This is a genomic window from Morganella sp. Je.2.23 (assembly GCF_051129855.1).
Classification (GTDB): domain Bacteria; phylum Pseudomonadota; class Gammaproteobacteria; order Enterobacterales; family Enterobacteriaceae; genus Morganella; species Morganella sibonii.
In genome coordinates, this window is record NZ_JBCPSQ010000002.1 from 48,520 (window position 1) to 72,315 (window position 23,796).

At 52.1% G+C, this 23,796-nt stretch carries 18 protein-coding genes; 8 read left to right on the forward strand and 10 right to left on the reverse strand.

The genetic code is table 11. The annotated features are described in order from the left end of the window. Window positions 1-68: 68 nt before the first annotated feature. The 4 genes from tauD to AAZR23_RS10805 are packed head-to-tail and all read right to left on the reverse strand — an operon-like array spanning window position 69 to window position 3,546. Entirely contained in the window at window positions 69-896 is an 828-nt protein-coding gene (gene tauD / locus AAZR23_RS10790; RefSeq protein WP_434692528.1) for a taurine dioxygenase, read from the reverse strand. A gap of 20 nt (window positions 897-916) precedes the next feature. Then, entirely contained in the window at window positions 917-1,708 is a 792-nt protein-coding gene (tauC, locus tag AAZR23_RS10795) for a taurine ABC transporter permease TauC (protein ID WP_434692531.1), read from the reverse strand. Window positions 1,709-1,732: 24 nt separating this feature from the next. Further along, window positions 1,733-2,506 carry a taurine ABC transporter ATP-binding protein gene (locus AAZR23_RS10800; protein ID WP_046892992.1) on the reverse strand — a complete coding sequence of 258 codons (774 nt, stop codon included), beginning with the start codon at window positions 2,504-2,506 and terminating at the stop codon, window positions 1,733-1,735. Between the two features lie 2 nt (window positions 2,507-2,508). Further along, window positions 2,509-3,546 (reverse strand): taurine ABC transporter substrate-binding protein, encoded by a 1,038-nt coding sequence (locus tag AAZR23_RS10805; protein ID WP_218426666.1) that lies wholly within the window; start codon window positions 3,544-3,546, stop codon window positions 2,509-2,511. 358 nt (window positions 3,547-3,904) lie between these two features. On the opposite strand from AAZR23_RS10805, the gene cysJ reads away from it, so the two are divergent. Both cysJ and cysI read left to right on the forward strand, forming a co-directional pair. Then, a complete protein-coding gene (gene cysJ, locus AAZR23_RS10810; RefSeq protein WP_434692536.1) occupies window positions 3,905-5,701 on the forward strand; it encodes an NADPH-dependent assimilatory sulfite reductase flavoprotein subunit in 1,797 nt (598 codons plus the stop codon). Then, window positions 5,701-7,428 carry an assimilatory sulfite reductase (NADPH) hemoprotein subunit gene (gene cysI, locus AAZR23_RS10815; RefSeq protein WP_046892989.1) on the forward strand — a complete coding sequence of 576 codons (1,728 nt, stop codon included), beginning with the start codon at window positions 5,701-5,703 and terminating at the stop codon, window positions 7,426-7,428. Before cysJ ends, cysI begins: the two co-directional genes overlap by 1 nt. A 57-nt stretch (window positions 7,429-7,485) precedes the next feature. Here the strand turns inward: cysI and degQ are convergent, their stop codons facing one another. After that, window positions 7,486-8,880: a serine endoprotease DegQ gene (degQ, locus tag AAZR23_RS10820; RefSeq protein WP_080947975.1), complete on the reverse strand. Its 1,395-nt coding sequence runs from the start codon at window positions 8,878-8,880 to the stop codon at window positions 7,486-7,488. 234 nt (window positions 8,881-9,114) lie between these two features. Continuing rightward, window positions 9,115-9,519 carry a Z-ring associated protein ZapG gene (zapG, locus tag AAZR23_RS10825; protein ID WP_046892988.1) on the reverse strand — a complete coding sequence of 135 codons (405 nt, stop codon included), beginning with the start codon at window positions 9,517-9,519 and terminating at the stop codon, window positions 9,115-9,117. Window positions 9,520-9,703: 184 nt separating this feature from the next. Here zapG and zapE point away from each other — a divergent pair, with 184 nt between their 5' ends. The 5 genes from zapE (at window position 9,704) to sspB (ending at window position 13,401) form a co-directional block, all read left to right on the forward strand. Continuing rightward, a complete protein-coding gene (zapE, locus tag AAZR23_RS10830) occupies window positions 9,704-10,831 on the forward strand; it encodes a cell division protein ZapE (protein ID WP_046892987.1) in 1,128 nt (375 codons plus the stop codon). Window positions 10,832-11,072: 241 nt separating this feature from the next. Beyond that, entirely contained in the window at window positions 11,073-11,501 is a 429-nt protein-coding gene (gene rplM / locus AAZR23_RS10835; protein WP_004236344.1) for a 50S ribosomal protein L13, read from the forward strand. A gap of 15 nt (window positions 11,502-11,516) precedes the next feature. Beyond that, the gene (rpsI, locus tag AAZR23_RS10840) at window positions 11,517-11,909 is read left to right on the forward strand and encodes a 30S ribosomal protein S9 (protein WP_015422974.1); all 393 of its coding nucleotides are present in this window, start codon (window positions 11,517-11,519) and stop codon (window positions 11,907-11,909) included. 346 nt (window positions 11,910-12,255) lie between these two features. Next, the gene (sspA, locus tag AAZR23_RS10845) at window positions 12,256-12,906 is read left to right on the forward strand and encodes a stringent starvation protein SspA (RefSeq protein ID WP_004236347.1); all 651 of its coding nucleotides are present in this window, start codon (window positions 12,256-12,258) and stop codon (window positions 12,904-12,906) included. A 6-nt stretch (window positions 12,907-12,912) separates the two neighbouring features. Further along, complete coding sequence (sspB, locus tag AAZR23_RS10850) at window positions 12,913-13,401, forward strand: ClpXP protease specificity-enhancing factor (protein ID WP_046892986.1); 489 nt, start codon at window positions 12,913-12,915, stop codon at window positions 13,399-13,401. Between the two features lie 57 nt (window positions 13,402-13,458). Here sspB and AAZR23_RS10855 read toward each other — a convergent pair whose 3' ends face one another. From AAZR23_RS10855 to gltB, 4 genes are all read right to left on the reverse strand, one after another. Beyond that, a complete protein-coding gene (locus tag AAZR23_RS10855; protein WP_434692543.1) occupies window positions 13,459-13,986 on the reverse strand; it encodes a hypothetical protein in 528 nt (175 codons plus the stop codon). After that, entirely contained in the window at window positions 13,949-14,530 is a 582-nt protein-coding gene (locus AAZR23_RS10860) for a hypothetical protein (protein ID WP_166708532.1), read from the reverse strand. The genes AAZR23_RS10855 and AAZR23_RS10860 overlap by 38 nt, the downstream gene beginning before the upstream one ends. Window positions 14,531-14,749: 219 nt before the next feature. Further along, on the reverse strand, window positions 14,750-16,168 hold the full coding sequence (locus tag AAZR23_RS10865) for an FAD-dependent oxidoreductase (RefSeq protein WP_434692545.1): 1,419 nt from the start codon (window positions 16,166-16,168) through the stop codon (window positions 14,750-14,752). Between the two features lie 11 nt (window positions 16,169-16,179). Continuing rightward, window positions 16,180-20,637 carry a glutamate synthase large subunit gene (gene gltB, locus AAZR23_RS10870; RefSeq protein WP_434692548.1) on the reverse strand — a complete coding sequence of 1,486 codons (4,458 nt, stop codon included), beginning with the start codon at window positions 20,635-20,637 and terminating at the stop codon, window positions 16,180-16,182. Between the two features lie 641 nt (window positions 20,638-21,278). On the opposite strand from gltB, the gene arcB reads away from it, so the two are divergent. Continuing rightward, window positions 21,279-23,612, forward strand: a complete 2,334-nt coding sequence (gene arcB / locus AAZR23_RS10875; protein ID WP_046893111.1) for an aerobic respiration two-component sensor histidine kinase ArcB — start codon at window positions 21,279-21,281, stop codon at window positions 23,610-23,612. Window positions 23,613-23,796 lie beyond the last annotated feature (184 nt).

Here is a 23,796-nt window from a genome sequence, read left to right on the forward strand (position 1 = left end):
CAGTCGTTTATTTATGACTTCCGGCCATGACGCGCCGGGCCGCCGGCAGCGTCATGTTATACAGGCGTTTAAACCGGCTTATCACCGATCACGGTTGCTCTGTGCATAATGCGGTGAAAATCGCCGTAATCAAAGCTGGCGAGATGCTGGGTGCAGCGGTTATCCCAGACCGCCACATCGCCGTTTTGCCAGTGCCAGCGGACAAAATATTTCGGCTGCGTACTGTGCTTAAATAAAAATGACAGCAGCGCATCACTCTCTTCCGTACTTAATTCACTGATACGGCTGGTAAAACCCTCGGTCACAAACAGTCCTTTCTTTCCGGTGACCGGATGGGTTCTGACTAACGGGTGACGTATCGGCGGGAAATCACGGCGGGCTTTTTCCAGTGCGTCTTTTGCTTCACCGGTCTGCGCAAAGCGGCTGTCCGGAAACGATCGGCTGATATCATGCTCTGCCGTCAGTCCGGATAAAAAATCCTGTAAAGGCGGTGATAAGTCATCATAAGCACGGATCAGGCTGGCCCACAGGGTATCGCCGCCGAAAGAGGGAACCTGCACAGCGGATAACACACATCCCATGGCCGGTTTTTCGAGAAATGTCACGTCGGTGTGCCACAATTCGTTATCTTTCAGATCCAGAAGATGGCTGTCGAGCACAATCAGTTCCCGCACGTCTTTATGGGAAGGAAAAACCGGATGGATATGCAGCTCACCCAGCGCGGCGGCAAAGTCCCGCTGGGCTTCCGGCTCAATATACTGCTGACGGAAAAACAGCACCTGATGTTCCAGTAACGCATCCTGTAATGCGGCCAGTGTGGCGGCATCCGGTGTTTTATTCAGGTTAATCCCTCCGACCTGTGCGCCGATAGCGGGTGTTAACTGTTGGATTTCCATATGCATGACCTCTCTGTCGGTTAAGATTCTTTGCCGTACCACGGCACTAATACCTGCTGTAAATGGCGTAATGCCAGTTCAATAGTGAGTGCCACCACGGCAATCACCGCGATACCGGTGATAACAATACCGGTGTTGAGAAACTGTGCCGCGGACTGCACCATAAACCCCAGCCCCTGTTGTGCCGCAACCAGTTCAGCCGCCACCAGGGTTGACCAGCCCACACCGAGACCAATCCGGATGCCGGTCAGCATCTGCGGCAGTGCTGACGGCAGAATCACATATCTCAGTACCTGATACCGGTTCGCGCCAAGCGACTGCACTGCGCGGACCCGGTTTCCCGGCGCGGCCATAATGCCCTGCATCGTCGAAATCAGAACCGGGGCAAGAATTGCCAGCCAGATCAGGAGGATCTTGGTGGTTTCCCCGATCCCGAACCAGATAACAATCAGCGGCAGATAGGCGAGCGGGGGAACCGGCCGGTATAATTCAACCACCGGGTCCAGTATTCCGCGTATCCGGGCACTCAGTCCCATCAGCACACCCAGCGGTATCCCGGAGATGACAGCCAGAAGCAGTGCTTTGAGCATGCGGTCAAGACTGGCCGCCAGGTGCTGCCACAGGGTGGCATTCATATAGCCGGACTCGGTCAGCGCCAGAAACTGCTGTCCTATCTGAGCCGGGGCGGGTAAATAGAGCGGATTCACCCACTGTAATGCGGTGATCAGCCACCAGCCGGCTATCAGTACGGATAAACTGACAATGCTGAGAAATAAACGGCTGTAGCGGGTCTGCTTATTTATAGTGATCATTTGAGGTGACTCCGTATCTGATAATTAACCGTGCTGGTACGCCATTATTTTGTCTGACAGTAAATCGCGGTGATGAATAAATGCCGGGTCTGATTTAATCTGCCGGATTGGCCGGCCCTCTGACCACTGTTTATAAAACGGGGGTTCTTCTTCCGATATTATCCGCCCGGGAGACGGCGCCATTAATATCAGCTTCGTCGCCATTAACAGCGCTTCTTCAATGTCATGCGTGATAATAAAAAAAGCACTCTGCTGCTTTTGCCATAAGGTCAGAATTAAGGTTTGCATCTGTTCCCGGTTGGCGGCATCGAGTGCGCCGAAAGGTTCGTCCATCAGGATAAAATCAGATTTTACGGCCAGCGCGCGGGCAATACCGACCCGCTGACGCATGCCGCCGGACAGTGACCAGATATCATCGGTAATAGCGTGAAGTAATCCGACTTTTTGCAGGTTTTCTTCGACAATCCGGGTTTCTTCCTGCTTGCCGAGTTTTTTTATTTTCAGTCCCAGCGCGACATTTTCATAGACATTCAGCCAGGGCATCAGTGCGTCATTCTGAAATACCACGGCTCTGTCTGAATCAGGATGCAGAACAGGATTTCCGCCCCGGGTTATCTGCCCGCCGGAGGGCGCTAAAAACCCGGCGACAATATTCAGCAGTGATGTTTTTCCGCAGCCGGATGCACCGAGAATAACGGTAATGCCATTATCCGGGATCGTTAAATTAATACCGGATAACGTTATTTGCGGCTGGCCGTGATAATGCAGGCCGATATTTTCCAGCGCGATATCTGCCATTATTATTTCCCCGCTGCCGCGGTGACGGCTTTCGTATTAATATTTCCGGCATACGAATCCTTAACAGTATCAATACTGCCCTGCTGCTGTAAGAACAGAGCGGTATTACGGAGATCGTCCGCCAGGGTTGTTGTCAGAATCTGAACCTGCTCTGCCGATGCGGGATAATCATTACCGGCCATCACACCGGCCACATCTTCCGGACGGGCACCGGTCAGGTGCGCAATTTTGCCCGTGATGTCAGGAAAGTCCGCGATATTATTTTTATTCTGCTGATACCACAGAACGTCACGGTCGGTTACTGCGGCAAATTGTGCGAGCACATCAGGATGCTGCGCGGCAAAGGTGCTGTCCGCAACCCACAGATCATAAGTCGGTTTTCCCCATGACCGCACATCACGGCCGGAAACCCGGATTTGCCCGTTTGCTTTCAGCTGACTCAGCGCCGGCTCCCAGACATAGGCGGCATCAATATCGCCTCTTTCCCATGCCGCGACAATTTCCGCAGGCCGCAGATTAACCAGCTGTACGGATTTTTCATCAATATTCAGATGTTCCAGTGTCGCAAGCAGGCTGTAGTGGGCGGTTGATGTAAAGGGCACCGCAATTTTCTTACCGGCCAGGCCGCCGGACGGATTGCGGTCATTGCGGACAATCAGGGCTTCGGCTGTATCCGGAATGCCGGAGATATAGAAAACCTCCACCGGCAGTCCGCGGCTGGCTGCAACCGTAAAAGGTGCGGAGCCCATATTGGCGATATCTGCTTCTCCGGCGGCGAGTGCGGTCAGGACATCCGCACCGCTGTCAAATTTCTTCCAGATGATTGGCTTGCCGGTGGCAGTCTCATAGGCACGATTTGCCTGCGCAATTTTGCCGGGATCGATAATTGCCTGATAGGCGATAACTACCGGTTTTTCTGTTGTTGTCTGTGGTGATGGTGTTTTCTGGCTGTAAATAAATCCGCTGATAATGACCAGCACTGCCAGCAGCAACACAATCACTTTTAATTTATTTTTTTTCTGAGGCTGATATAACGACATTGTTCTCTTCCGTTGTAAAGTCACGAATAGTTATCTATTTAGTGACAGGGAATATATTCCGGGAAAGAATTACTTTTTATATTTAAATGCTTTTTTGTTATACATGAATAATATTGGTGATAATAACGGGGTTTTAATAAAAAAGAAGGGTGTTAACCGGTGTTTTTTTACGTGTAATTCATTGTTTATCTGAGTTTAGATTCGGTGGATATACGGTTTGTGAATAATCATCATGATGTGTCAGATTATTTTGTTATGAGTTATGGCTTTATTTTCTTATTCTCAATGCACCGTAATACGATAACCTGGCAAATAACGGAATAATAATCACAATGAGCAATGCGGGAGTAACAGAACTATGGCAACACAGGAGTCGCCGGAGCCGGTATTTCCGGTTTCTGCGGAACAGCTTGCGGCTTTACAGTCAGTAACAGCAGGTTTTACCTCTCAGCAACTGGCCTGGTTATCCGGTTATTTATGGGGACGGGGAAATACCTCTGTGCAGACTGCTATTTCCCCTGCGGTAAACACAACAGAACGCGATATTATTACGATTATTTCTGCCTCGCAAACCGGTAATGCACGACGTTTATGTGAAGAATTAAAAACACGGTTTCTCAGTGAAAAATTCTCTGTGAATTTAGTTAATGCCGGAGAATATAAATATAAACACCTTTCCCGGGAGAAGATTGTCATTATTGTGACATCAACTCAGGGTGATGGTGAACCGCCGGAAGAAGCGGTGGCATTTTATAAATATCTGCATTCGGCAAAAAGGCCGGATCTCAGCGGAACAGCCTATGCGGTTTTTTCTCTGGGGGATTCGTCGTATGAAAAATTCTGTCAGGCGGGAATTGATTTTGATGCTCAGCTGACAAAGGCCGGCGCGACGGCACTTCTGCCGAGGGTTGATGCGGATGTGGATTATCAGTCTGCGGCAGCGGCGTGGACAGAATCACTGACGCAGGTACTGAAAAGCAGAGGCATTGACGCGGGAGCGCCGCCGCAAACCGTTGTTCAAACGGTCACGGCGGCAGAAAACCGCTACAGCAAAACGTCACCGCTGACGGCCTCTCTTTCTGTTAATCAGAAAATTACCGGCCGTAACTCCCTGAAAGATGTACGGCATATTGAAATTTCCATGGAGGATTCCGGTCTGCGTTATCAGCCGGGTGATTCCCTCGGCGTCTGGTTTGAAAATGATCCTGCGCTGGCTGATGAGATTATCAGCCTGCTGCATGCGGATGCGGCAACGGAAATCACGGTATCCGGCAAAACATACACATTGCGTGAGGCGCTGATCCGGCATCTGGAGCTCACACAAAATAACGGGGTGACGGTCAGCAAATACGCGCAGTTATCACAGCATGAAGCCTTATCCGCGCTGATCAGCGATAAACAGGCGGCGCTGCATTACGCACAAACCACACCTGTCGCGGAAATGCTGCGTCAGGCACCTTCCCGGCCGGATGCTCAGGCTCTGGCTGATATTCTCCGCCCGCTGACCCCGAGGCTGTATTCCGTCTCATCATCACAAGCGGAAGCGGAGGATGAAATCCATCTGACGGTCGGCGTGGTGCGTTATGACACGGATGGCCGGGCCCGGACCGGCGGGGCTTCCGGGTTTCTCGCCGATCATATACAGGAGGGCGGGGATGTGCGGGTTTTCATTGAACACAATGATAACTTCCGGCTGCCCGCCGACCCGGATGTACCTGTGATTATGATTGGTGCGGGAACCGGGATTGCGCCGTTCCGCGCCTTTATGCAGCAGCGGGAAAATGACGGTGCATCCGGTAAAAACTGGCTTTTTTACGGCAATCAGCATTTTACCGAAGATTTTTTGTATCAGACCGAATGGCAGCGTTATGCCCGCGAAGGTGTGCTGACCAATATCTCGCTGGCCTGGTCGCGGGATAAACCGGTGAAAGCCTATGTGCAGGACAAACTGCGGGAGCAGGGCGCGGAAGTGTGGCGCTGGATTGAGGACGGGGCACATATTTATGTTTGCGGGAATGCGGGTCTGATGGCCCGTGATACCGAAGATGCGTTACTGGAGATCATCGGCCGGTACGGTAACCGGGATCATGAATCGGCGGATGAGTTTTTAAGTGAGCTGCGCACAGCGCGCCGTTATCAGAGGGATGTCTATTAATGAGCAATCAATACAACGGGCCTTTAATTGTGGAAGGTAAGCTGAGCGACAGCGAAAGAATGAAGCGCGACAGCAACTATCTGCGCGGAACCATCAAAGAGGATCTGAGCAACGGCCTGACCGGCGGATTTGAGGGGGATAACTTCCTGCTGATCCGCTTTCACGGCATGTACCAGCAGGACGACCGTGATATCCGGTCAGAACGCTCAGAGCAGAAACTGGAACCGCGTCATGCCATGATGCTGCGCTGCCGCCTGCCGGGTGGTGTGATCACACCGGAGCAGTGGCTGAAAATAGACAAATTCGCCGCAGAGCAGACGCTGTACGGCAGTATCCGGATCACCAACCGGCAGACGTTTCAGTTTCACGGCATTCTGAAAGGGGATGTTAAACCGGCACATCAGATGCTGCATGAAGCGGGGCTGGATTCACTGGCAACCGCCAATGATGTGAACCGTAATGTGCTGTGCACCTCGAATCCGGTTCAGTCCGGTCTTCACCGGGAAGCGTATGAGTGGGCGAAAAAAATTTCCGAACACCTGCTGCCCCGTACCCGTGCGTATGCCGAAATCTGGCTGGATAAAGAAAAAGTGGCGGCAACCGATGAAGAGCCGATCTTAGGCGAAACCTATCTGCCGCGTAAGTTCAAAACCTCCGTGGTGATCCCGCCGCTGAATGATGTCGATTTGCATGCTAATGATATGAATTTTGTGGCGATTGAGGAAAATGGCAAACTGATTGGTTTTAATGTGCTGGTGGGCGGCGGTCTGGCGATGACTCACGGTGATACGGCGACGTTTCCCCGTCTCGCCAGTGAATTTGGTTTTATTGCGCTGAAAGATACGCTGGCGGTGGCAGAAGCGATAGTCACGACCCAGCGCGACTGGGGCAACCGGACCGAGCGCAAAAATGCCAAAACCAAATATACGCTGGAACGGGTGGGCGTTGACCGGTTCAGACAGGAAACCGAGCGGCGCGCCGGTGTCACTTTTTCTCCGGTCCGGCCTTATGAATTTACCCTGCGCGGTGATCAGATCGGCTGGTTAAAAGGGATTGATGATCACTGGCATCTGACGCTGTTTGTTGAAAACGGGCGTCTGATCGATTTACCGGGTAAGCCGTTAAAAACCGGTGTGGCGGAAATCGCTAAAATCCATCGCGGGGACTTCCGGTTAACCGCCAATCAGAACCTGATTATCGCCGGTATTCCGGAGGCGGAAAAATCCCGTATTGAATCCATTGCGCGGGCACACGGTCTTATCAGCGATAATGTCACGCCGCTGCGGGAAAATTCCATGGCCTGTGTGTCGTTCCCGACCTGTCCGCTGGCGATGGCGGAAGCAGAGCGCTTTCTGCCGGAATTTGTCACTGAGGTTGAAAAAATCATGACATCCCACGGTGTGGGGAATGAGCAGATTGTCCTGCGGGTCACCGGCTGCCCGAATGGCTGCGGACGTGCAATGTTGTCGGAAGTGGGGTTAGTGGGCAAAGCGCCTGATCGCTATAACCTGCATCTCGGCGGCAACCGTACCGGCACCCGTATTCCGCGGATGTATCGCGAAAATATTAGTTCAGCGGTGATTTTATCGGTACTTGATGAGCTTATCGGCCGCTGGTCACAGGAGCGGACAGCGGGGGAGGACTTTGGTGATTATCTGATCCGTGCCGGTGTGGTGAAACCGGTACTGAATTCTGCGGTGGATTTTTATGAGGCAGGTGCTGCCTGAAATAAAACACCGCGCCGTTTTACGCGGCGCGGTGTTTATATTTACGGCGGAAATGTATCAGCGGCCGGCATTATTCAGCAGCAGATAGATATTGTCATCGCCGCGTAAAATATTCAGCGCCAGTACGCTTGGCTTGCTGTCGATAATTTTGCGCAGTTCAACAATGGTCATTACGCGCTGGTTATTGACACCGATAATCAGGTCGCCCGGCTGAAGTCCTGACATGGCTGCCGGAGAATCTTTCTGTACCGCATCAATATTCACGCCTTTATTACCCTCTTTATTGCTGCCGTTGCTCAGGGTCGCGCCCTGCAGCAGGGTAGTCAGGTTTTCGGCTTTGGTGGTCTGGCCCTCGCTGTCATCCAGGATCACGCTGACTTCCAGCGGTTTACCCTTGCGCAGCAGACCGATTTTCACTTCTTTACCCGGTGCGGTGGTACCGATTTTGGCTCTCAGTTCAGCAAAGCTGCTGACGCGTTTACCGTCAACGGATACCAGAACGTCACCGGATTTAATCCCTGCTTTGGCGGCGGCGGATTTCGGAATCACTTCGCTGACAAATGCCCCGCGCTGGGCTTCCACACTCATCGCTTTGGCGATATCTGCGTTCATTTCTGTACCACGGATACCGAGAGAGCCGCGTTTGACTTCGCCGGTGGCAATCAGTTGTGAGGTCAGGTCTTTGGCCATATTACTCGGGATAGCAAAGCCGATCCCGATATTGCCGCCGCCCGGTGCCAGAATCGCGGTGTTGATACCGATCAGTTCACCGTTGAGGTTGACCAGCGCACCACCGGAGTTCCCCCGGTTGATGGAAGCATCGGTCTGGATAAAGTTTTCAAGTCCTTCCACATTCAGGCCGCTGCGGCCTAATGCTGATATAATCCCGGATGTCGCGGTCTGACCCAGACCAAACGGGTTACCGACAGCCACGGTGAAATCACCGACACGCAGTTTATCGGAATCCGCCAGCGTGATAGCTGTCAGATTCGGGGCGTTTTTCACCTGTAACAGCGCAATGTCAGTTTGCGGATCGCGGCCGATTAAGGTCGCGTCATATTTACGGCCGTCGTTGAGCTGGATCTGAATTTTGTCCGCATTCTGAATAACGTGGTTGTTGGTCAGAATATAGCCTTTCTGTGCATCAATAATCACACCGGAACCCTGTCCCTGGAACGGGCGGACACTTTCCTGCTGTGACGGCATATTCGGACCAAAGAAGAATTTAAACTCTTCCGGCACCTGCTGACGGGCGACCGCAGTACCGGAGACTTCAACGCTGACCACGGCCGGCAGTACTTTTTCCAGCATCGGAGCCAGACTCGGCAGAGATTCACCGGTGGCCATTTTGGCCGGTAAAGCTGCATTTGATACCGCAGGCAGCGCCGCGAGGGATAACCCGAGGCTGATGGCAACAGCACTGAGCAGGTTTTTTTTCTTTTTATTCATCATTCGTTTTGTATCTCATCAATTAATAAGCAGAACCCGCGGCAGGTCAGCCGCAGCATACGCAGATACTCATATGACGTTATATCGGTGTAAAAGTTCCGCATTCAACGGAAATAAAACAACCTTTACAAGGCTTTACGTGAATTGAAGATTAGTGCGGGGAATGATTCGTAAGACCGTATTAAGCGGCTGAATTCAGGCGAAAAAAAACCGCGGTCTTCCGCGGTTTTGTACAGATTAGTTTTCTTTTGTTTCGACGGGACGGAACAGGCCGGATGAGCCGTCTGAATAATCACGCGGCGGCATTTTTACCGGTGCCTGATCATTATCGGCCTCAGCTTCCGTCAGGCGGTAGCTGAACGGATTATCCTGTGCGGACAGTTCCGGCATCAGCTCTGAGGAACTTTTCGCCATGTGCTGATATAACTGGCGGTAATCTTTTGCCATATTATCCAGCAGTTCTGCACTGCGGGCAAAGTGACTGACCAGCTCTTTGCGGTACTCTTCCAGTTCGGCCTTGTTCTTTTCCAGGTCACGTTTCATTGCTTCCTGCTCTCTGAACTTAGAACTGCCCAGACGAACGGCCAGCGCACCAATGATTAAACCAACTGCTAATCCGATGAGTGCATATACCCAAATCATGGCTACTCCTTTATGTGCATCATGCGCGTTAGAATCTGTTGTCACTATAACCGGATTTGCCGTCCGGGGGGAATAGTGAAGGTAAGGCTTTCCGGCATTATCCCGGATTTCCGGGTATAATACCTGCCGCTATATCATAAAAATCTCAATAAAAACCTCTGTTAATATTAAGGGATTACTGTTTATGAGCACAACACCGCGTGAGTTGTATCAGCAGGCACTGAACGGCAGCGGATTTGCGCCGGACGAGGTGCAGCGGCGTACTGTTGACCGGCTGACTGAGATGCATCAGGCGCTCCTGATGCGCGTTCCCTGTCTTCCTGAACCGGAAAAAGGGCTGCGCGGCACCCTGAGCCGCTGGCTGAAAAAAGCGCCGGAACCGGTGAGTTGTCCGCCGGTGCAGGGGATTTATATGTGGGGCGGGGTCGGGCGCGGTAAAACCTGGCTGATGGATCTGTTTTATGACAGCCTTCCCGGACCACGTAAACTGCGGCTACATTTCCACCGCTTTATGCTGCGGGTGCATGAGGAGCTGACGGCGCTTCAGGGACATGAAAATCCGCTGGAGAGTATCGCTGACGGCTTTGCTCAGGAAACTGATGTGCTTTGTTTTGATGAGTTTTTCGTCTCCGATATCACCGATGCCATGATCCTCGGCACACTGCTGGAAGCGCTGTTCCGCCGTGGTATCGCGCTGGTGGCGACCTCCAACATTCCGCCGGATGATCTGTACCGTAACGGGCTGCAGCGTGCCCGGTTCCTGCCGGCGATTGAGCAGATTAAAAAATATTGTGATGTGCTGAATGTGGATGCGGGGATCGATTACCGTCTGCGCACTCTGACACAGGCGCATCTGTGGCTGACGCCTGCGGATGCGGAAACGTCAGCGGCAATGGACAGCATGTTCTCCCGGCTGACCGGCGGGCAGAAAGCCGGACAGGCGGCACTGACCATCAATCATCGTCCGCTGGCGGTCGTCCGGGAAACGGACGGTGTGCTGGCGGTGACATTCCGGACACTGTGTGAGGATGCACGCAGCCAGCTCGACTATATCGCGCTGTCAAAAATCTATCACACCGTACTTTTATATGATGTTCCGGTGCTGACCACGGAAAATGAGAATGCCGCACGGCGTTTTCTGGCGCTGGTTGATGAGTTTTATGAGCGGAAAGTAAAACTGGTTATTCAGGCGCAGAACGCGATGGATTCTCTCTATCAGGGGCAATTATTGTCCTTTGAGTTCGCCAGATGCCTCTCCCGGTTGCAGGAAATGCAAAGTGAGGAGTACCTGAAACTGCCGCATCTGGTATAATGCGCGCCCCTGAAAAGGGTTTCGGGGAATTATTTTTAATTTGGGGTCGATTTTTTGCAGGGACTTCTCTATAATCTTGCGACCCCACGTTACAGCGGTTTTCTTTATTTCCCAAAGAAGACTGCAACTAGCGCCAGATGATTCTGCTCGAAGGGGTAGGTTTACTGGACAAGCGTCGTGTGAGCCTCAGTTTCTGAACATTGGTTCACCAACATGTAACTTATTTATTGGGTAAGCTTTAATGAAAACTTTTACAGCTAAACCAGAAAGCGTACAACGCGACTGGTTCGTTGTTGATGCAACCGGCAAAACTTTAGGCCGTCTTGCAACTGAATTAGCCCGCCGTCTGCGCGGTAAGCACAAAGCGGAATATACTCCTCACGTTGACACTGGTGATTACATCATTGTTCTGAACGCAGAAAAAGTTGCTGTAACCGGCAACAAGCGTACAGACAAAGTGTACTATCGCCACACTGGCTACGTTGGTGGTATTAAGCAAGCGACCTTCGAAGAGATGATCGCACGCCATCCTGAGCGCGTTATTGAAATCGCTGTGAAAGGCATGTTGCCGAAAGGCCCTCTGGGTCGTGCAATGTACCGTAAACTGAAAGTTTACGCAGGTAACGAGCACAATCACGCGGCACAGCAACCGCAAGTTCTGGACATTTAATCGGGATTATAGGCAATGGCTGAAAATCAATACTACGGCACTGGTCGCCGCAAAAGTTCATCCGCTCGTGTCTTTATTAAGCCGGGTAGTGGTAACATCGTCATCAACCAACGCAGCCTCGAAAACTATTTCGGCCGCGAAACAGCACGCATGGTAGTTCGCCAGCCGCTGGAACTGGTTGAAATGTTAGAAAAACTGGATCTGTACATCACTGTTAAAGGTGGTGGTATTTCTGGTCAGGCAGGCGCAATCCGTCACGGTATCACCCGTGCTCTGATGGCGTACGACGAATCTCTGCGTTCTGAGCTGCGTAAAGCAGGCTTCGTAACGCGTGATGCACGTGAAGTTGAACGTAAAAAAGTGGGTCTGCGCAAAGCACGTCGCCGTCCACAGTTCTCCAAACGTTAATCACTGGTTTCGTTGGAATACAAAAAACCCGCCACCGGCGGGTTTTTTTATAACCGCATAACTGCCGTCAATTATCCCGTCATAACCTGTAATTTCGTATTTATTTTACGAATCTCTCCCGATTAAACTTCATTTTTAGTGTTTTTGAATGATTTTTTGTCCGGACTCACCCTAAGTTGAGCAAAATCTGGTAAACTGGCACAAACATTTTCTCGCCCCTGAACACACTGCCGCGCGCCCGGATTGGTTCGCTGTGGTTTTCTTTCCCGGATTCAGTGAGAGATTACAGGTAGGAATGGCGTATTGCGCTGTTCATTCCTTTATTTTGATAAACTTGGAGGTTTTCATGGCTGTCGCTGCCAACAAACGTTCGGTAATGACTCTGTTCTCCGGCCCGACCGATATTTTCAGCCATCAGGTACGGATTGTACTGGCGGAAAAAGGGGTAAGTTTTGAAATTGAGCATGTCGAAGCAGGCAACCTGCCACAAGACCTGATCGATCTGAACCCATACCAGACGGTACCGACACTCGTGGATCGCGAGCTGACCTTATATGATTCACGTATTATCATGGAATACCTTGATGAGCGTTTCCCGCATCCGCCACTGATGCCTGTTTATCCGGTGATGCGTGCGCAGAGCCGTGTGATGATGCACCGCATCGAGCAGGACTGGTACTCGCTGATGAATAAAATTGAAAAGGGTTCAGCCCAGGAAGCGAATCAGGCCCGCAAACAGTTAACTGAAGAGCTGGTTGCTGTATCGCCGGTATTCAAAGAATATGCGTATTTCATGAATGAAGAATTCAGCCTGGTGGACTGCTATCTGTCACCGCTGTTATGGCGTCTGCCGGTACTGGGTATCGACCTGTCCGCACGTCCGTCTTCTGATACCAAACACCTGCAGTTTTATATGCAGCGTGTGTTTGAACGTGACTCTTTCCTGGCTTCACTGACAGAAGCTGAGCGTGAGATGCGTTTACAGTCACGGGGTTAATCACGGATGGATATTCAGGAATTAACACCACGCCGGCCTTATCTGTTACGGGCACACTATGAGTGGTTACTGGATAATGAACTGACACCTCATCTGGTGGTGGATGTGAATATCCCCGGTGTGAATGTACCGATGGAGTATGCTCAGGATGGTCAGATTGTCCTGAATATTGCGCCACGTGCTGTGGGTAATCTGGAAATGACCAACGAGTGGGTCGGCTTTAATGCCCGTTTCGGTGGTGTTCCGCGTCAGGTGGATGTACCGATGGCCGCGATCATCGCTGTCTACGCCCGTGAAAACGGGGCGGGCATGATGTTTGAGCCGGAAGCCGCGTATGAAGCTACGGAAGAAGACGAAATTCTGACACCGGCAGCGGATAACATCACCCTGATCCACGACGAACCGGAAAAACCGGCGGAAGAAGGCACTGACGGGGATGACCCGGAACCGCCGAAACCACCGCGGGGCCGTCCGAACCTGCGTGTCGTGAAGTAACAGACCGATAAACAAAAAGACCGCGAAAGCGGTCTTTTTACTGAAATTCAGCCGGGATTACCGGAGTATCGGGCAGGTAAATGTTTTTGCTTCTTTGTCTGCAATAAACGTCTCAATGCAGGCTATTTTCGTGCGAAGGTGTTGTTTTTCATCTGCGGATAATTGATTAATCTGATTATCCACGGTTTCAGCCGAGCGATAATAGAGAAGCGTATCCGGTACAACCACCGTATTAAACTCAGTTAAGGCATTGTTCCTGATTTTTACTTCTTTAAGCATTAATAACCGGGCATCAGCATAGTGTACGATAGTGTCGGGTGAAGGATAACGCAGCATCTTTTCGCCATACATTTTTCCGGCAGCTGACCAGTTTTTCTTTGCCATTGCGTTGACAGCCGGCGTATTAAATCGTGAAAGCACGGTATCATCAGGTGATATTGCCGCATTTTTCAGGCCATCAAGAACCAGGCCGGGCTGCCGGGCATCAGCCGTATTTTTTAAAACAAGCGTATCAATACCGGCACTGGCAGGTGCAATAAAAAGACTATTAACGAGTAACAGTAACACGACCGACAGTTTTTCCATCTCCGCTCCTGCAACGAATAAGATATTCGTATAATTCTGTCCATTTGGTAGGGTCAACAGTAATACAGCCTAAAGTACCTCTTCCGGGATGTAAATACCGGTCATTATTACCCGGGACTGCATTTCCTGTTCCCAAATAAAACCAATTTTTGGCAAACGGTGACTGTACGGTATATCCTAAACCGCCATCATGCGGGAAATCAGGTATTTGAATATTGTGAATACCAACAGGGATTGGGTTGATATCATCGGTGAAAGCATGTATTTTCCCGTAAGGATATTCCAGTATTTCATTTGAAACAGAAAAACTGAGTGACGCTGCTGATCGGTAATTCGGGCTGACTCTTGATAAATACCCCTCTTTAACAGAAAAGTTTTTCCCTTTTTCCACACCTTCTGACGCTGTAAAATAGTCGCGACCATTCTTATTACTGGTTACATCAACTTTTAATGTTCCGGGGAGTGCGATAATGTTTTGTGCGGGTTCTCTTTTGACATTAAGCCAGCCATCTGCACCGCCTGTAATATAGCGTAAATCTGCCATTGGATATTTCCTTATGATCCGAAATTCAGATAATACTAACAGCCGGTAATTAAAAATATATGAGTAGTAATAATTAGATATCTGATATTTGTCTGACAGACAATAAAACGGTGTCGTCAAATCTGAAGCACAAAACCGGATTTCAGGGGACAGACAATAACGGGAAGGGGAATTTTCAGCCTTCCCGTTACCGGGTTTTATATAAGTGTGAATCCGTTTTTATACATGCAGATAATCCAGAATACTTTCTGCCGCCCGGCGGCCTTCGGCAATGGCGGTAACCACCAGATCTGAGCCGCGTACCACATCACCCCCGGCAAAAATACCGCTGACAGACGTTTCAAACGGATAAGTTGCCTGTGCCGGGGCGCTGATCCGGCCTTGCTGATCCCGTGTGACACTGAGGGCATCCAGCCACGGCATGGCGTGCGGCCGGAAACCGAAAGCGATAATGACCGCATCAGCATCAATAACAAAAGCGGAGTCATCATCCGTTTCAATCTGACGGCGGCCGCTGCTGTCTGCATCACCTAACCGTGTGGTGAATACGCGGACACCACATGCAGTGCCGGATGCATCGGTTTCAATGGCGGATGGCTGACAGTTAAAACGGAAATTCACGCCTTCTTCTTTCGCATTTTTCACCTCACGGCGCGAGCCCGGCATATTTTCCTCATCACGGCGGTACACACAGGTCACTTCCGAAGCGCCCTGGCGAACAGCGGTCCGCAGACAGTCCATTGCGGTATCTCCGCCGCCGAGCACCACAACGCGTTTATTCTTCAGATCAATAAACGGAGCTGAATCATCATCGGGCAGTTCCATGACCTTGCGGGTATTACCGATCAGATACGGCAGGGCGCTGTATACGCCCGCAGCGTCTTCATTTTTCAGTCCGCCGCTCATTGGCTGATAAGTGCCCGCACCAATAAATATGGCGTCATATTGCTGCTGCAATTCACTGAGGGCGATATTTTTTCCGATCTCGGTATTCAGCTGAAATTCCACGCCCATTTCGGTGAACAGTTCACGGCGGCGCTGCATAATGGATTTTTCCAGTTTGAACGACGGAATGCCGAACGTGAGAAGCCCGCCGATTTCCGGGTGCTTATCAAACACCACCGGGGTTACGCCGTTACGGATCAGAACATCCGCGCAGGCCAGACCGGCAGGACCGGCACCGATCACGGCTACTTTTTTTCCTGTCGGGCGGACAGCAGAGAGATCCGGTCTCCAGCCCATTTCAAAGGCTTTATCCGTGATGTAACGCTCAATATTGCCGATAGTGACGGCGCCGAACTCATCATGCAGTGTACAGGCACCTTCACATAACCGGTCCTGCGGACACACCCGGCCGCACACTTCCGGCAGGCTGTTGGTCTGGTGTGACAGCTCTGCGGCCTCGATAATCCGGCCTTCCTCCGCCAGCCGCAGCCAGTTGGGAATATAGTTATGTACCGGGCATTTCCATTCACAGTACGGATTACCGCAGCCGAGACAGCGGGTGGCCTGCTCTTTCACCTGAGGTGGTGAAAAAGGCTCATAAATCTCGATAAATTCGGTTTTACGGAGTGCCAGCGGCAGCTTTTGCGGATCTGTACGCTGTAATTCAATAAACTGATAAACATTGCGGCTCATCTTGATTCCCCTTACTGTGCCCGGACCCGTAATTCACTGTCTGACCGGTTGTTTATCCCGGCAAGTGCATGAATATCCGCAGATTTAGGCTTGACGAGGATAAACCGCCCGGCCTGTTCTGTCCATTCTCTGAGAAGTGCTTCTGCTCTGGCGGAACCGGTCAGGCGGCGGTGATCTTCCAGCATACCGCGCAGATGTTCCTGCAGAACCGGCAGCCCGCTGATATCACGGGTTTCCGCCATTTCCGGGTTGACACGTCCGGCGGCGGTGCCATCCTCATCATAGAGATAAGCAAATCCGCCGGTCATACCGGCAGCGAAGTTGATACCGGTTTTGCCGAGCACACAGACAATCCCGCCGGTCATATATTCACAGCCGTTATCACCGACACCTTCGGCAACGGCCAGTGCACCGGAGTTACGGACAGCAAAGCGCTCTCCGGCGCGGCCTGCGGCATAGAATTTACCACCGGTGGCACCATACAGACAGGTATTGCCCGCAATGGTTGTATCGTGAGCAGCAAACGCAGAACCCGGATGCGGATGCAGAACAATCTGCCCGCCCGCCATACCTTTACCGACGTAGTCATTGGCATCTCCCGTCAGGGTCAGTTCAATCCCGGCGGCATTCCAGACGCCGAAACTCTGCCCGGCGGTGCCGGTGAAATACAGTTTCAGCGGAGAAGCGGCGATCCCGCTGTTGCCGTACAGTTCCGCCACAAACCCTGACAGGGCGGCACCCACCGAACGGTCGGTATTGCGGATATCATAATAAAATGCGCGGGATTGCTGTGTCTGCACGCAGGTGCGGGTATCATCCAGAATGCGGCGGTTCAGTTCCCCCTTATCAAACGGCGGGTTGGTTTGAGAGCAGAACAGCGCCGCACCTTCATGGGGCACCGGTGATACCAGAAGATCGGACAGATCCAGTTTCTGCTGTCGTGCGGTAGTGCCTTCAATTCTGACCAGTAAATCCGTGCGGCCGATAAGATCGGTCAGTTTCCGCACCCCGAGCTGTGCCATCAGCTCACGCGTTTCCTGCGCAATAAAGCGGAAATAATTCATCACCCGCTCCGGCAGGCCGTGATAGTGATCGCGGCGCAGCGTTTCATCCTGGGTTGCCACGCCGGTGGCACAGTTATTCAGATGACAGATGCGCAGATATTTACAGCCGAGTGCAACCATCGGTCCGGTGCCGAAACCAAAGCTTTCCGCCCCGAGGATAGCGGCTTTGATGATATCCAGCCCGGTTTTCAGCCCGCCGTCTGTCTGCAAGCGGATTTTATGGCGCAGACCATTGTTGACCAGTGCCTGCTGAGCTTCTGCCAGCCCCAGTTCCCACGGTGTACCTGCATATTTGACCGAGGTAAGCGGACTGGCACCGGTACCGCCGTCATACCCTGAAATGGTGATAAAGTCGGCGTAGGCCTTGGCCACCCCGGTGGCAATCGTGCCGACGCCCGGCTCAGAAACCAGTTTGACGGAAATCAGTGCGTCCGGATTTACCTGTTTGAGATCGAAAATCAGCTGAGCCAGATCTTCGATAGAGTAAATATCGTGGTGCGGAGGCGGGGAGATCAGGGTGACGCCGGGCACGGAATAGCGCAGTGAGGCGATATACGGCGTGACTTTATCCCCCGGCAGCTGGCCGCCTTCACCGGGTTTCGCGCCTTGTGCCACCTTGATCTGGATAACCCGCGCACTGCGCAGATAACCAGGCGTGACACCAAAACGCCCGGAGGCGACCTGTTTGATTTTGGAGTTTTTTTCTGTGCCGAAGCGTGCCGGATCTTCGCCGCCTTCGCCGGAATTAGAACTGCCGCCGAGCCGGTTCATGGCGATAGCCAGTGCTTCATGGGCTTCCGGGCTGAGTGCGCCGATCGACATGGCGGCGGTATCAAAGCGTGAAAACAGGGATTCGGCAGATTCTGTCTCATCAATACTGATTGCCTGTGTATCTGTGCGCAGGGCCAGCAAATCGCGCAGCATGGCGGCCGGACGGCCGTTTACCAGCGCAGCATAGTGCTGATAATCCGCATAATTGCCGCTGTGAACTGCTTTCTGCAATGTGGCGATCACATCCGGATTATAGGCGTGATATTCACTGTTATGAATGTATTTCAGCAGACCGCCCGCATCGAGCGGTTTGCGCGGCAGCCAGGCAAGGCGTGACAGGTTATGCAGATCCTGCTGGAAATCACTGAAATCCGCGCCGCCGATCCGGTTCGGCACACCCCGGAAACAGAGTTCCGCCACGGCATCACTCAGGCCGACAGCTTCAAATAGCTTGGCGCAGCGGTATGAGGAGACAGCAGAAATCCCCATTTTGGACATGATTTTATACAGCCCTTTGTTGATGCCGTTGCGGTAGTTGAGTAACACCTGTGCCGGTGAATGGGTAAGGACGTTATCGCTGCACAGTTTCAGCAGGGATTCACAGGCGAGATAAGGATAGATGGCGGTAGCACCGAACCCGAGCAGCACAGCAAAATGGTGCGGGTCACGGGCACCGGCGGTTTCGGCAATAATATTGGCGTCACAGCGCAGGCTGCGGCTGACCAGTCGCTGCTGTACCGCACCCACCGCCATCGGCGCCGGGATCGGCAGTGTGTCAGGGGAAATCTGCCGGTCACTCAGTACCACCAGAACCGCGCCGCCGCGGACGGCAGCTTCCGCGTTATCGCACAGAGTGCGGATCGCCTGTTCCAGCGTGGTTTCCCGCGGATCAAAACAGAGTGACAGATGTTCCGCACGGTAATAATCCGGATCGCGGCTCAGCAGTTGTTCAAAATCCGTGTGCATCAGCACCGGGGAAGCCATACTCAGCCGGTGCGCCTGACCTTCCGCTTCGCAGAAGACATTCATCTCCCGGCCGATACTGGTGGCGAGCGACATGACATGGGCTTCACGCAGCGGATCGACAGGCGGATTGGTTACCTGGGCAAACTGCTGACGGAAATAATCATAAATCAGACGCGGGCGGGCGGAGAGTACCGCAAACGGGGTATCATCTCCCATCGATCCCACCGCTTCCTGGCCGTTTTCTCCCAGCACCCGCAAGACCTGCTCCAGCTCTTCGAGGGTATAACCGAATTGTTTCTGATACACCGCCAGTTGTGCATCATCCAGCGCACGCTGCGGCGGTGTTTCATTCATCAGATCCTGATACGGCGTGAGCCGTACAACATTTTTTTCCAGCCAGGCTTTATAGGGATGACGGGTTTTGAGATCGTTATCTGTCTCGCGGGTATGAAGAATGCGGCCTTCCTGTGTATCAATCACCAGCAGCTCACCCGGGCCGACACGGCCTTTTTCTGTGACCTCATCCGGCTGATAATCCCAGATACCGATTTCGGAGGCACAGGTGATCAGTTTATCCGTGGTGATAACATAGCGGGCAGGGCGCAGGCCGTTGCGGTCAAGGTTACAGGCGGCATAGCGGCCGTCAGAGATAACAATCCCGGCCGGACCGTCCCACGGCTCCATATGCATAGAGTTAAAATCAAAAAAGGCGCGCAGATCGTCATCCATATCCGGATGATTCTGCCAGGCAGGCGGTACCAGCAGACGCATGGCACGCACCAGATCCATCCCGCCGTTGAGGAACAGTTCCAGCATATTATCCAGCGAACTGGAGTCAGAGCCGGTTTCATTAACAAACGGGGCGGCGGTGATAAGATCCGGGATCAGCGGCGTGCGGAATTTATAAGCGCGTGCACGAGCCCATTCGCGGTTACCGGTGATGGTATTGATTTCGCCGTTGTGGGCGAGATAGCGAAACGGCTGTGCCAGCGGCCAGCGCGGAACGGTATTGGTGGAAAAACGCTGGTGGAACAGACAAATGGCGGATTCCATTCTTAAATCGGCCAGATCCGGATAAAAGCGCGGCAGATCGGCGGCCATACACAGACCTTTATAAATCGTCACCAGGTTGGACAGACTGCAGACATAAAAATCCGGGTCGCTGATGCGTTTTTCAATGCGGCGGCGTGCCATAAACAGACGGCGTTCCAGATCCCGCGCCCGCCACCCGGCCGGTGCATTGATAAAAACCTGTTCAATCTGCGGCATACCGGCGAGGGCGATTTCACCGAGAATTTCCGGTCTGACCGGCACTTTGCGCCATCCGGCGATAAACAGCGTTTCGTCAGCCAGCTCTTCTTCAATGATAGCGCGGCAGCTTTGTGCAATTGCCGGGTCCTGACTGAGAAACAGCATGCCGACCGCATAATTGCGCGCAAGCCGCCATTCATTCTCTTCAGCAATCATCTGAAAGAAACGATCGGGTTTTTGTAATAATAAACCGCAGCCGTCGCCGGTTTTGCCGTCGGCGAGAATCGCACCGCGATGCTGCATCCGCGCCAGTCCGCTGATAGCGGTACGCACGACTTTATGGCTGGGTTGTCCTTCGAGGTGGGCAATCAGGCCGAAACCGCAGTTGTCCTTATCCTGTGACGGGTTATAAAGCATATGTGGCCCCTTTTGCATGTCTCACATTACGCCGCATTTCTGCGGCAAAGCTGTTTCCGGGCCTCAGTCAGCCCTGCTGACGACAGATATCTCAGCAAAGGGTATTGTGATGTTATGTTTGTGCCGCGACCGGCGAGCGTATAATTATTATATCGGTGCTGACCACAGGTGATCCGGAACGTCATTTTTCAACTTACCGGGAAATACTATGGCGGTCAAATATCAGGGATTGGCAGTATGCGGGCGGGTTTTTTGCGATAATTTAATGAAAAAAAACTATTTTCAGGATTTTAAACCGCTGTTTGCGCAGCGGGACAGTCAATTTTTTGTGTGATGTACATCACTGTTTTTTGCGGGTTATTACCGCGCAGTGCGGGCATTTTTATTTATAACCTGATTTTATCTGCTTTGTTTCTGCTAATTTGCAGATAAATGTCGTGTTTTAAATTTTATTCAGATAAAAAAACAGCAACGGGGTGTTATCCGGCCATATTATCCGGCAGAGGATACATATAGCTCCGGTTAATTTGATTTTTTAATTAATCCGCTATGATGAGTGCAGGAAACAATCATCGCGGAAACGCGGTGATCCGCCAAATTTACGTTATGATACTAACCCTTATTCAGCGGGTGGAGCAGGTATGAAATTGCTACGCGGTTTAGCACAATATTATGTTGATTTACTGATGAAACTGGGACTGGTCCGGTTTTCGTTATTACTGGCATCGGGACTGGTGGTGCTGGCGATGGTGGTACAGATTGCTGTCACCATGCTGCTTCAGGGGGAAGTGCAGAGTATCGACCTGGTCCGTTCCGTTTTCTTCGGTCTGCTGATCACGCCGTGGGCGGTCTATTTTATGTCTGTTGTGGTTGAGCAGCTGGAAGAATCCCGCCAGCGTCTGTCCGGACTGGTCAGTAAACTGGAAGTGATGCGTAAACGGGACCTGGAGCTCAACGAACAGCTGAAAGAGAATATTACCCAGCTGAATCAGGAAATCAGCGAGCGCGAGAAAGTGGAGGATGAGCAGGTCATTCTGCTGGAAAAACTGAAGAAAGAGATCAGCCGCCGCGAACAAACCCAGCTTGAATTTGAGCAGCAATCTGTCCTGCTGCGCTCCTTCCTCGATGCATCACCGGATCTGGTCTATTACCGCAATGAAAAAAATGAATTTTCCGGTTGTAACCGCGCGATGGAGCTGCTCACCGGCCGCAGTGAAAAACTGCTGCGCGGCCTGACCCCGCGTGATATTTATGAGCCGGAAATCGCTGATAAGGTAATGGAAACCGACGAAAAAGTATTCCGCCATAATGTTTCTCTCACCTATGAGCAGTGGCTGGTATACCCGGACGGGCGCAAAGCCTGCTTTGAACTGCGTAAAGTGCCGTTTTATGACAGTGTCGGCAAACGCCACGGTCTGATGGGCTTCGGCCGGGATATCACCGAGCGTAAGCGCTATCAGGAGGCGATTGAAAACGCCAGCCGTGAGAAAACCACCTTTATCTCTACCATCAGCCATGAACTGCGCACGCCGCTGAACGGGATTGTCGGGCTGAGTCGTATTCTGCTGGATACCGATCTCAATCCGGAACAGGAAAATTACCTGAAAACCATTCACGTCAGCGCCGTAACGCTCGGCAATATCTTCAACGACGTCATTGAGATGGATAAACTGGAGCGGCGCAATGTCCGCCTCGATACCCAGCCGGTTAATTTCACCGAATTTATCTCTGATCTGGAAAACCTGTCCGGCCTGCTGGTGCAGCCGAAGGGACTGCAGTTTACCCTCGATCTGATCCAGCCGGTACCGTCGGTTATTATGACTGACGGCACCCGCCTGCGCCAGATTCTGTGGAATCTTATCGGCAACGGCGTGAAATTTACCCGTGAGGGCGGCATTACGGTGAAAGTGTGGCGTGAAGCCAACGATATGCTCTGCTTTGAGGTACGGGACTCCGGTATCGGAATTCCGAAAGATGAGCTGGAGAAAATCTTTGCCATGTATTACCAGGTGACAGACAGTGCGGGCGGGCGCCCGGCCACCGGCACCGGTATCGGTCTGGCTGTCTCCCGCCGTCTGGCACAGGCGATGGGCGGCGATATTGTTGTAACCAGTGAGCCGGGTAAAGGCTCCTGCTTCACGCTGTCGGTCTGCGCGCCTGCGCAGGATGCACCGGAAGAGGAAGAAGATGACGGCCTGCTGCTGCCTGCCCTGAATATCCTGCTGGTGGAGGATATTGAGCTGAATGTGGTGGTGGCGCGTTCTGTTCTGGAAAAACTGGGTAATACGGTGGATGTCGCGATGAACGGCCGTGATGCGCTTGCGATGTTCTCGCCGGAAGAATACGACCTTGTGCTGCTGGATATTCAGCTGCCGGACATGAGCGGGCTGGATATCGCCCGTGAGCTGCATCAGCGCTATCAGCCGGATGATTTGCCGCCGCTGGTGGCACTGACTGCTAACGTGCTGAAGGATAAAAAAGAGTATCTGGACGCAGGTATGAACGATGTGCTGAGCAAACCGCTCGCTGTGGGCGCTCTGACGCAGATGATAGCGAAATTCTGGGGTGATGGCAGTGAGTCATTGCCTGCGGAGGAAAACAGCACAGCGGCGTCTGAGGACGTGTATACGCAGTCACTGGATCTGGAGATGCTGAATCAGTATATCGAACTGGTGGGACCGAAACTGATTGAAGACAGCCTGGATGTGTTTGAAAAAATGATGCCGGGCTATCTGGCGATCCTGAATTCCAATATGGTGGCAAAAGATCGCAAAGGCATCGCGGAAGAAGGACACAAAATCAAAGGTGCGGCCGGGTCTGTCGGGCTTATCCATCTTCGGCAGGTTGCGCAGCAGATTCAGTCACCGGATTTACCGGCATGGGATGACAACGTGCAGGAATGGGTCGATGAACTGAATCACGATTGGGAAAGTCAGGTGGGGATTTTAAGAAACTGGCTGGCAAACCGCAGGTAAAAAATAACCCCAACCGAGGTTGGGGTGCGCGAATACTGCGCCAACACCAGGGAAACTGGTTCACCCGCGACAACTATTTATCGTTATTTAGGCGAGTGATGAAATAGGCTCTTACATCATACAGGCTTCAACATAGCAAAGATAAGTATTTTTGTTACAAGATTCATTAAAAACTGTGATGAAG

Bases quoted from the DNA above. Each gene is read 5' to 3' on its own strand.
- tauD (WP_434692528.1), bottom strand. From the start codon at position 896: ATGGAAATCCAACAGTTAACACCCGCTATCGGCGCACAGGTCGGAGGG.
- tauC (WP_434692531.1), bottom strand. From the start codon at position 1,708: ATGATCACTATAAATAAGCAGACCCGCTACAGCCGTTTATTTCTCAGC.
- AAZR23_RS10800 (WP_046892992.1), bottom strand. From the start codon at position 2,506: ATGGCAGATATCGCGCTGGAAAATATCGGCCTGCATTATCACGGCCAG.
- AAZR23_RS10805 (WP_218426666.1), bottom strand. From the start codon at position 3,546: ATGTCGTTATATCAGCCTCAGAAAAAAAATAAATTAAAAGTGATTGTG.
- cysJ (WP_434692536.1), top strand. From the start codon at position 3,905: ATGGCAACACAGGAGTCGCCGGAGCCGGTATTTCCGGTTTCTGCGGAA.
- cysI (WP_046892989.1), top strand. From the start codon at position 5,701: ATGAGCAATCAATACAACGGGCCTTTAATTGTGGAAGGTAAGCTGAGC.
- degQ (WP_080947975.1), bottom strand. From the start codon at position 8,880: ATGATGAATAAAAAGAAAAAAAACCTGCTCAGTGCTGTTGCCATCAGC.
- zapG (WP_046892988.1), bottom strand. From the start codon at position 9,519: ATGATTTGGGTATATGCACTCATCGGATTAGCAGTTGGTTTAATCATT.
- zapE (WP_046892987.1), top strand. From the start codon at position 9,704: ATGAGCACAACACCGCGTGAGTTGTATCAGCAGGCACTGAACGGCAGC.
- rplM (WP_004236344.1), top strand. From the start codon at position 11,073: ATGAAAACTTTTACAGCTAAACCAGAAAGCGTACAACGCGACTGGTTC.
- rpsI (WP_015422974.1), top strand. From the start codon at position 11,517: ATGGCTGAAAATCAATACTACGGCACTGGTCGCCGCAAAAGTTCATCC.
- sspA (WP_004236347.1), top strand. From the start codon at position 12,256: ATGGCTGTCGCTGCCAACAAACGTTCGGTAATGACTCTGTTCTCCGGC.
- sspB (WP_046892986.1), top strand. From the start codon at position 12,913: ATGGATATTCAGGAATTAACACCACGCCGGCCTTATCTGTTACGGGCA.
- AAZR23_RS10855 (WP_434692543.1), bottom strand. From the start codon at position 13,986: ATGGAAAAACTGTCGGTCGTGTTACTGTTACTCGTTAATAGTCTTTTT.
- AAZR23_RS10860 (WP_166708532.1), bottom strand. From the start codon at position 14,530: ATGGCAGATTTACGCTATATTACAGGCGGTGCAGATGGCTGGCTTAAT.
- AAZR23_RS10865 (WP_434692545.1), bottom strand. From the start codon at position 16,168: ATGAGCCGCAATGTTTATCAGTTTATTGAATTACAGCGTACAGATCCG.
- gltB (WP_434692548.1), bottom strand. From the start codon at position 20,637: ATGCTTTATAACCCGTCACAGGATAAGGACAACTGCGGTTTCGGCCTG.
- arcB (WP_046893111.1), top strand. From the start codon at position 21,279: ATGAAATTGCTACGCGGTTTAGCACAATATTATGTTGATTTACTGATG.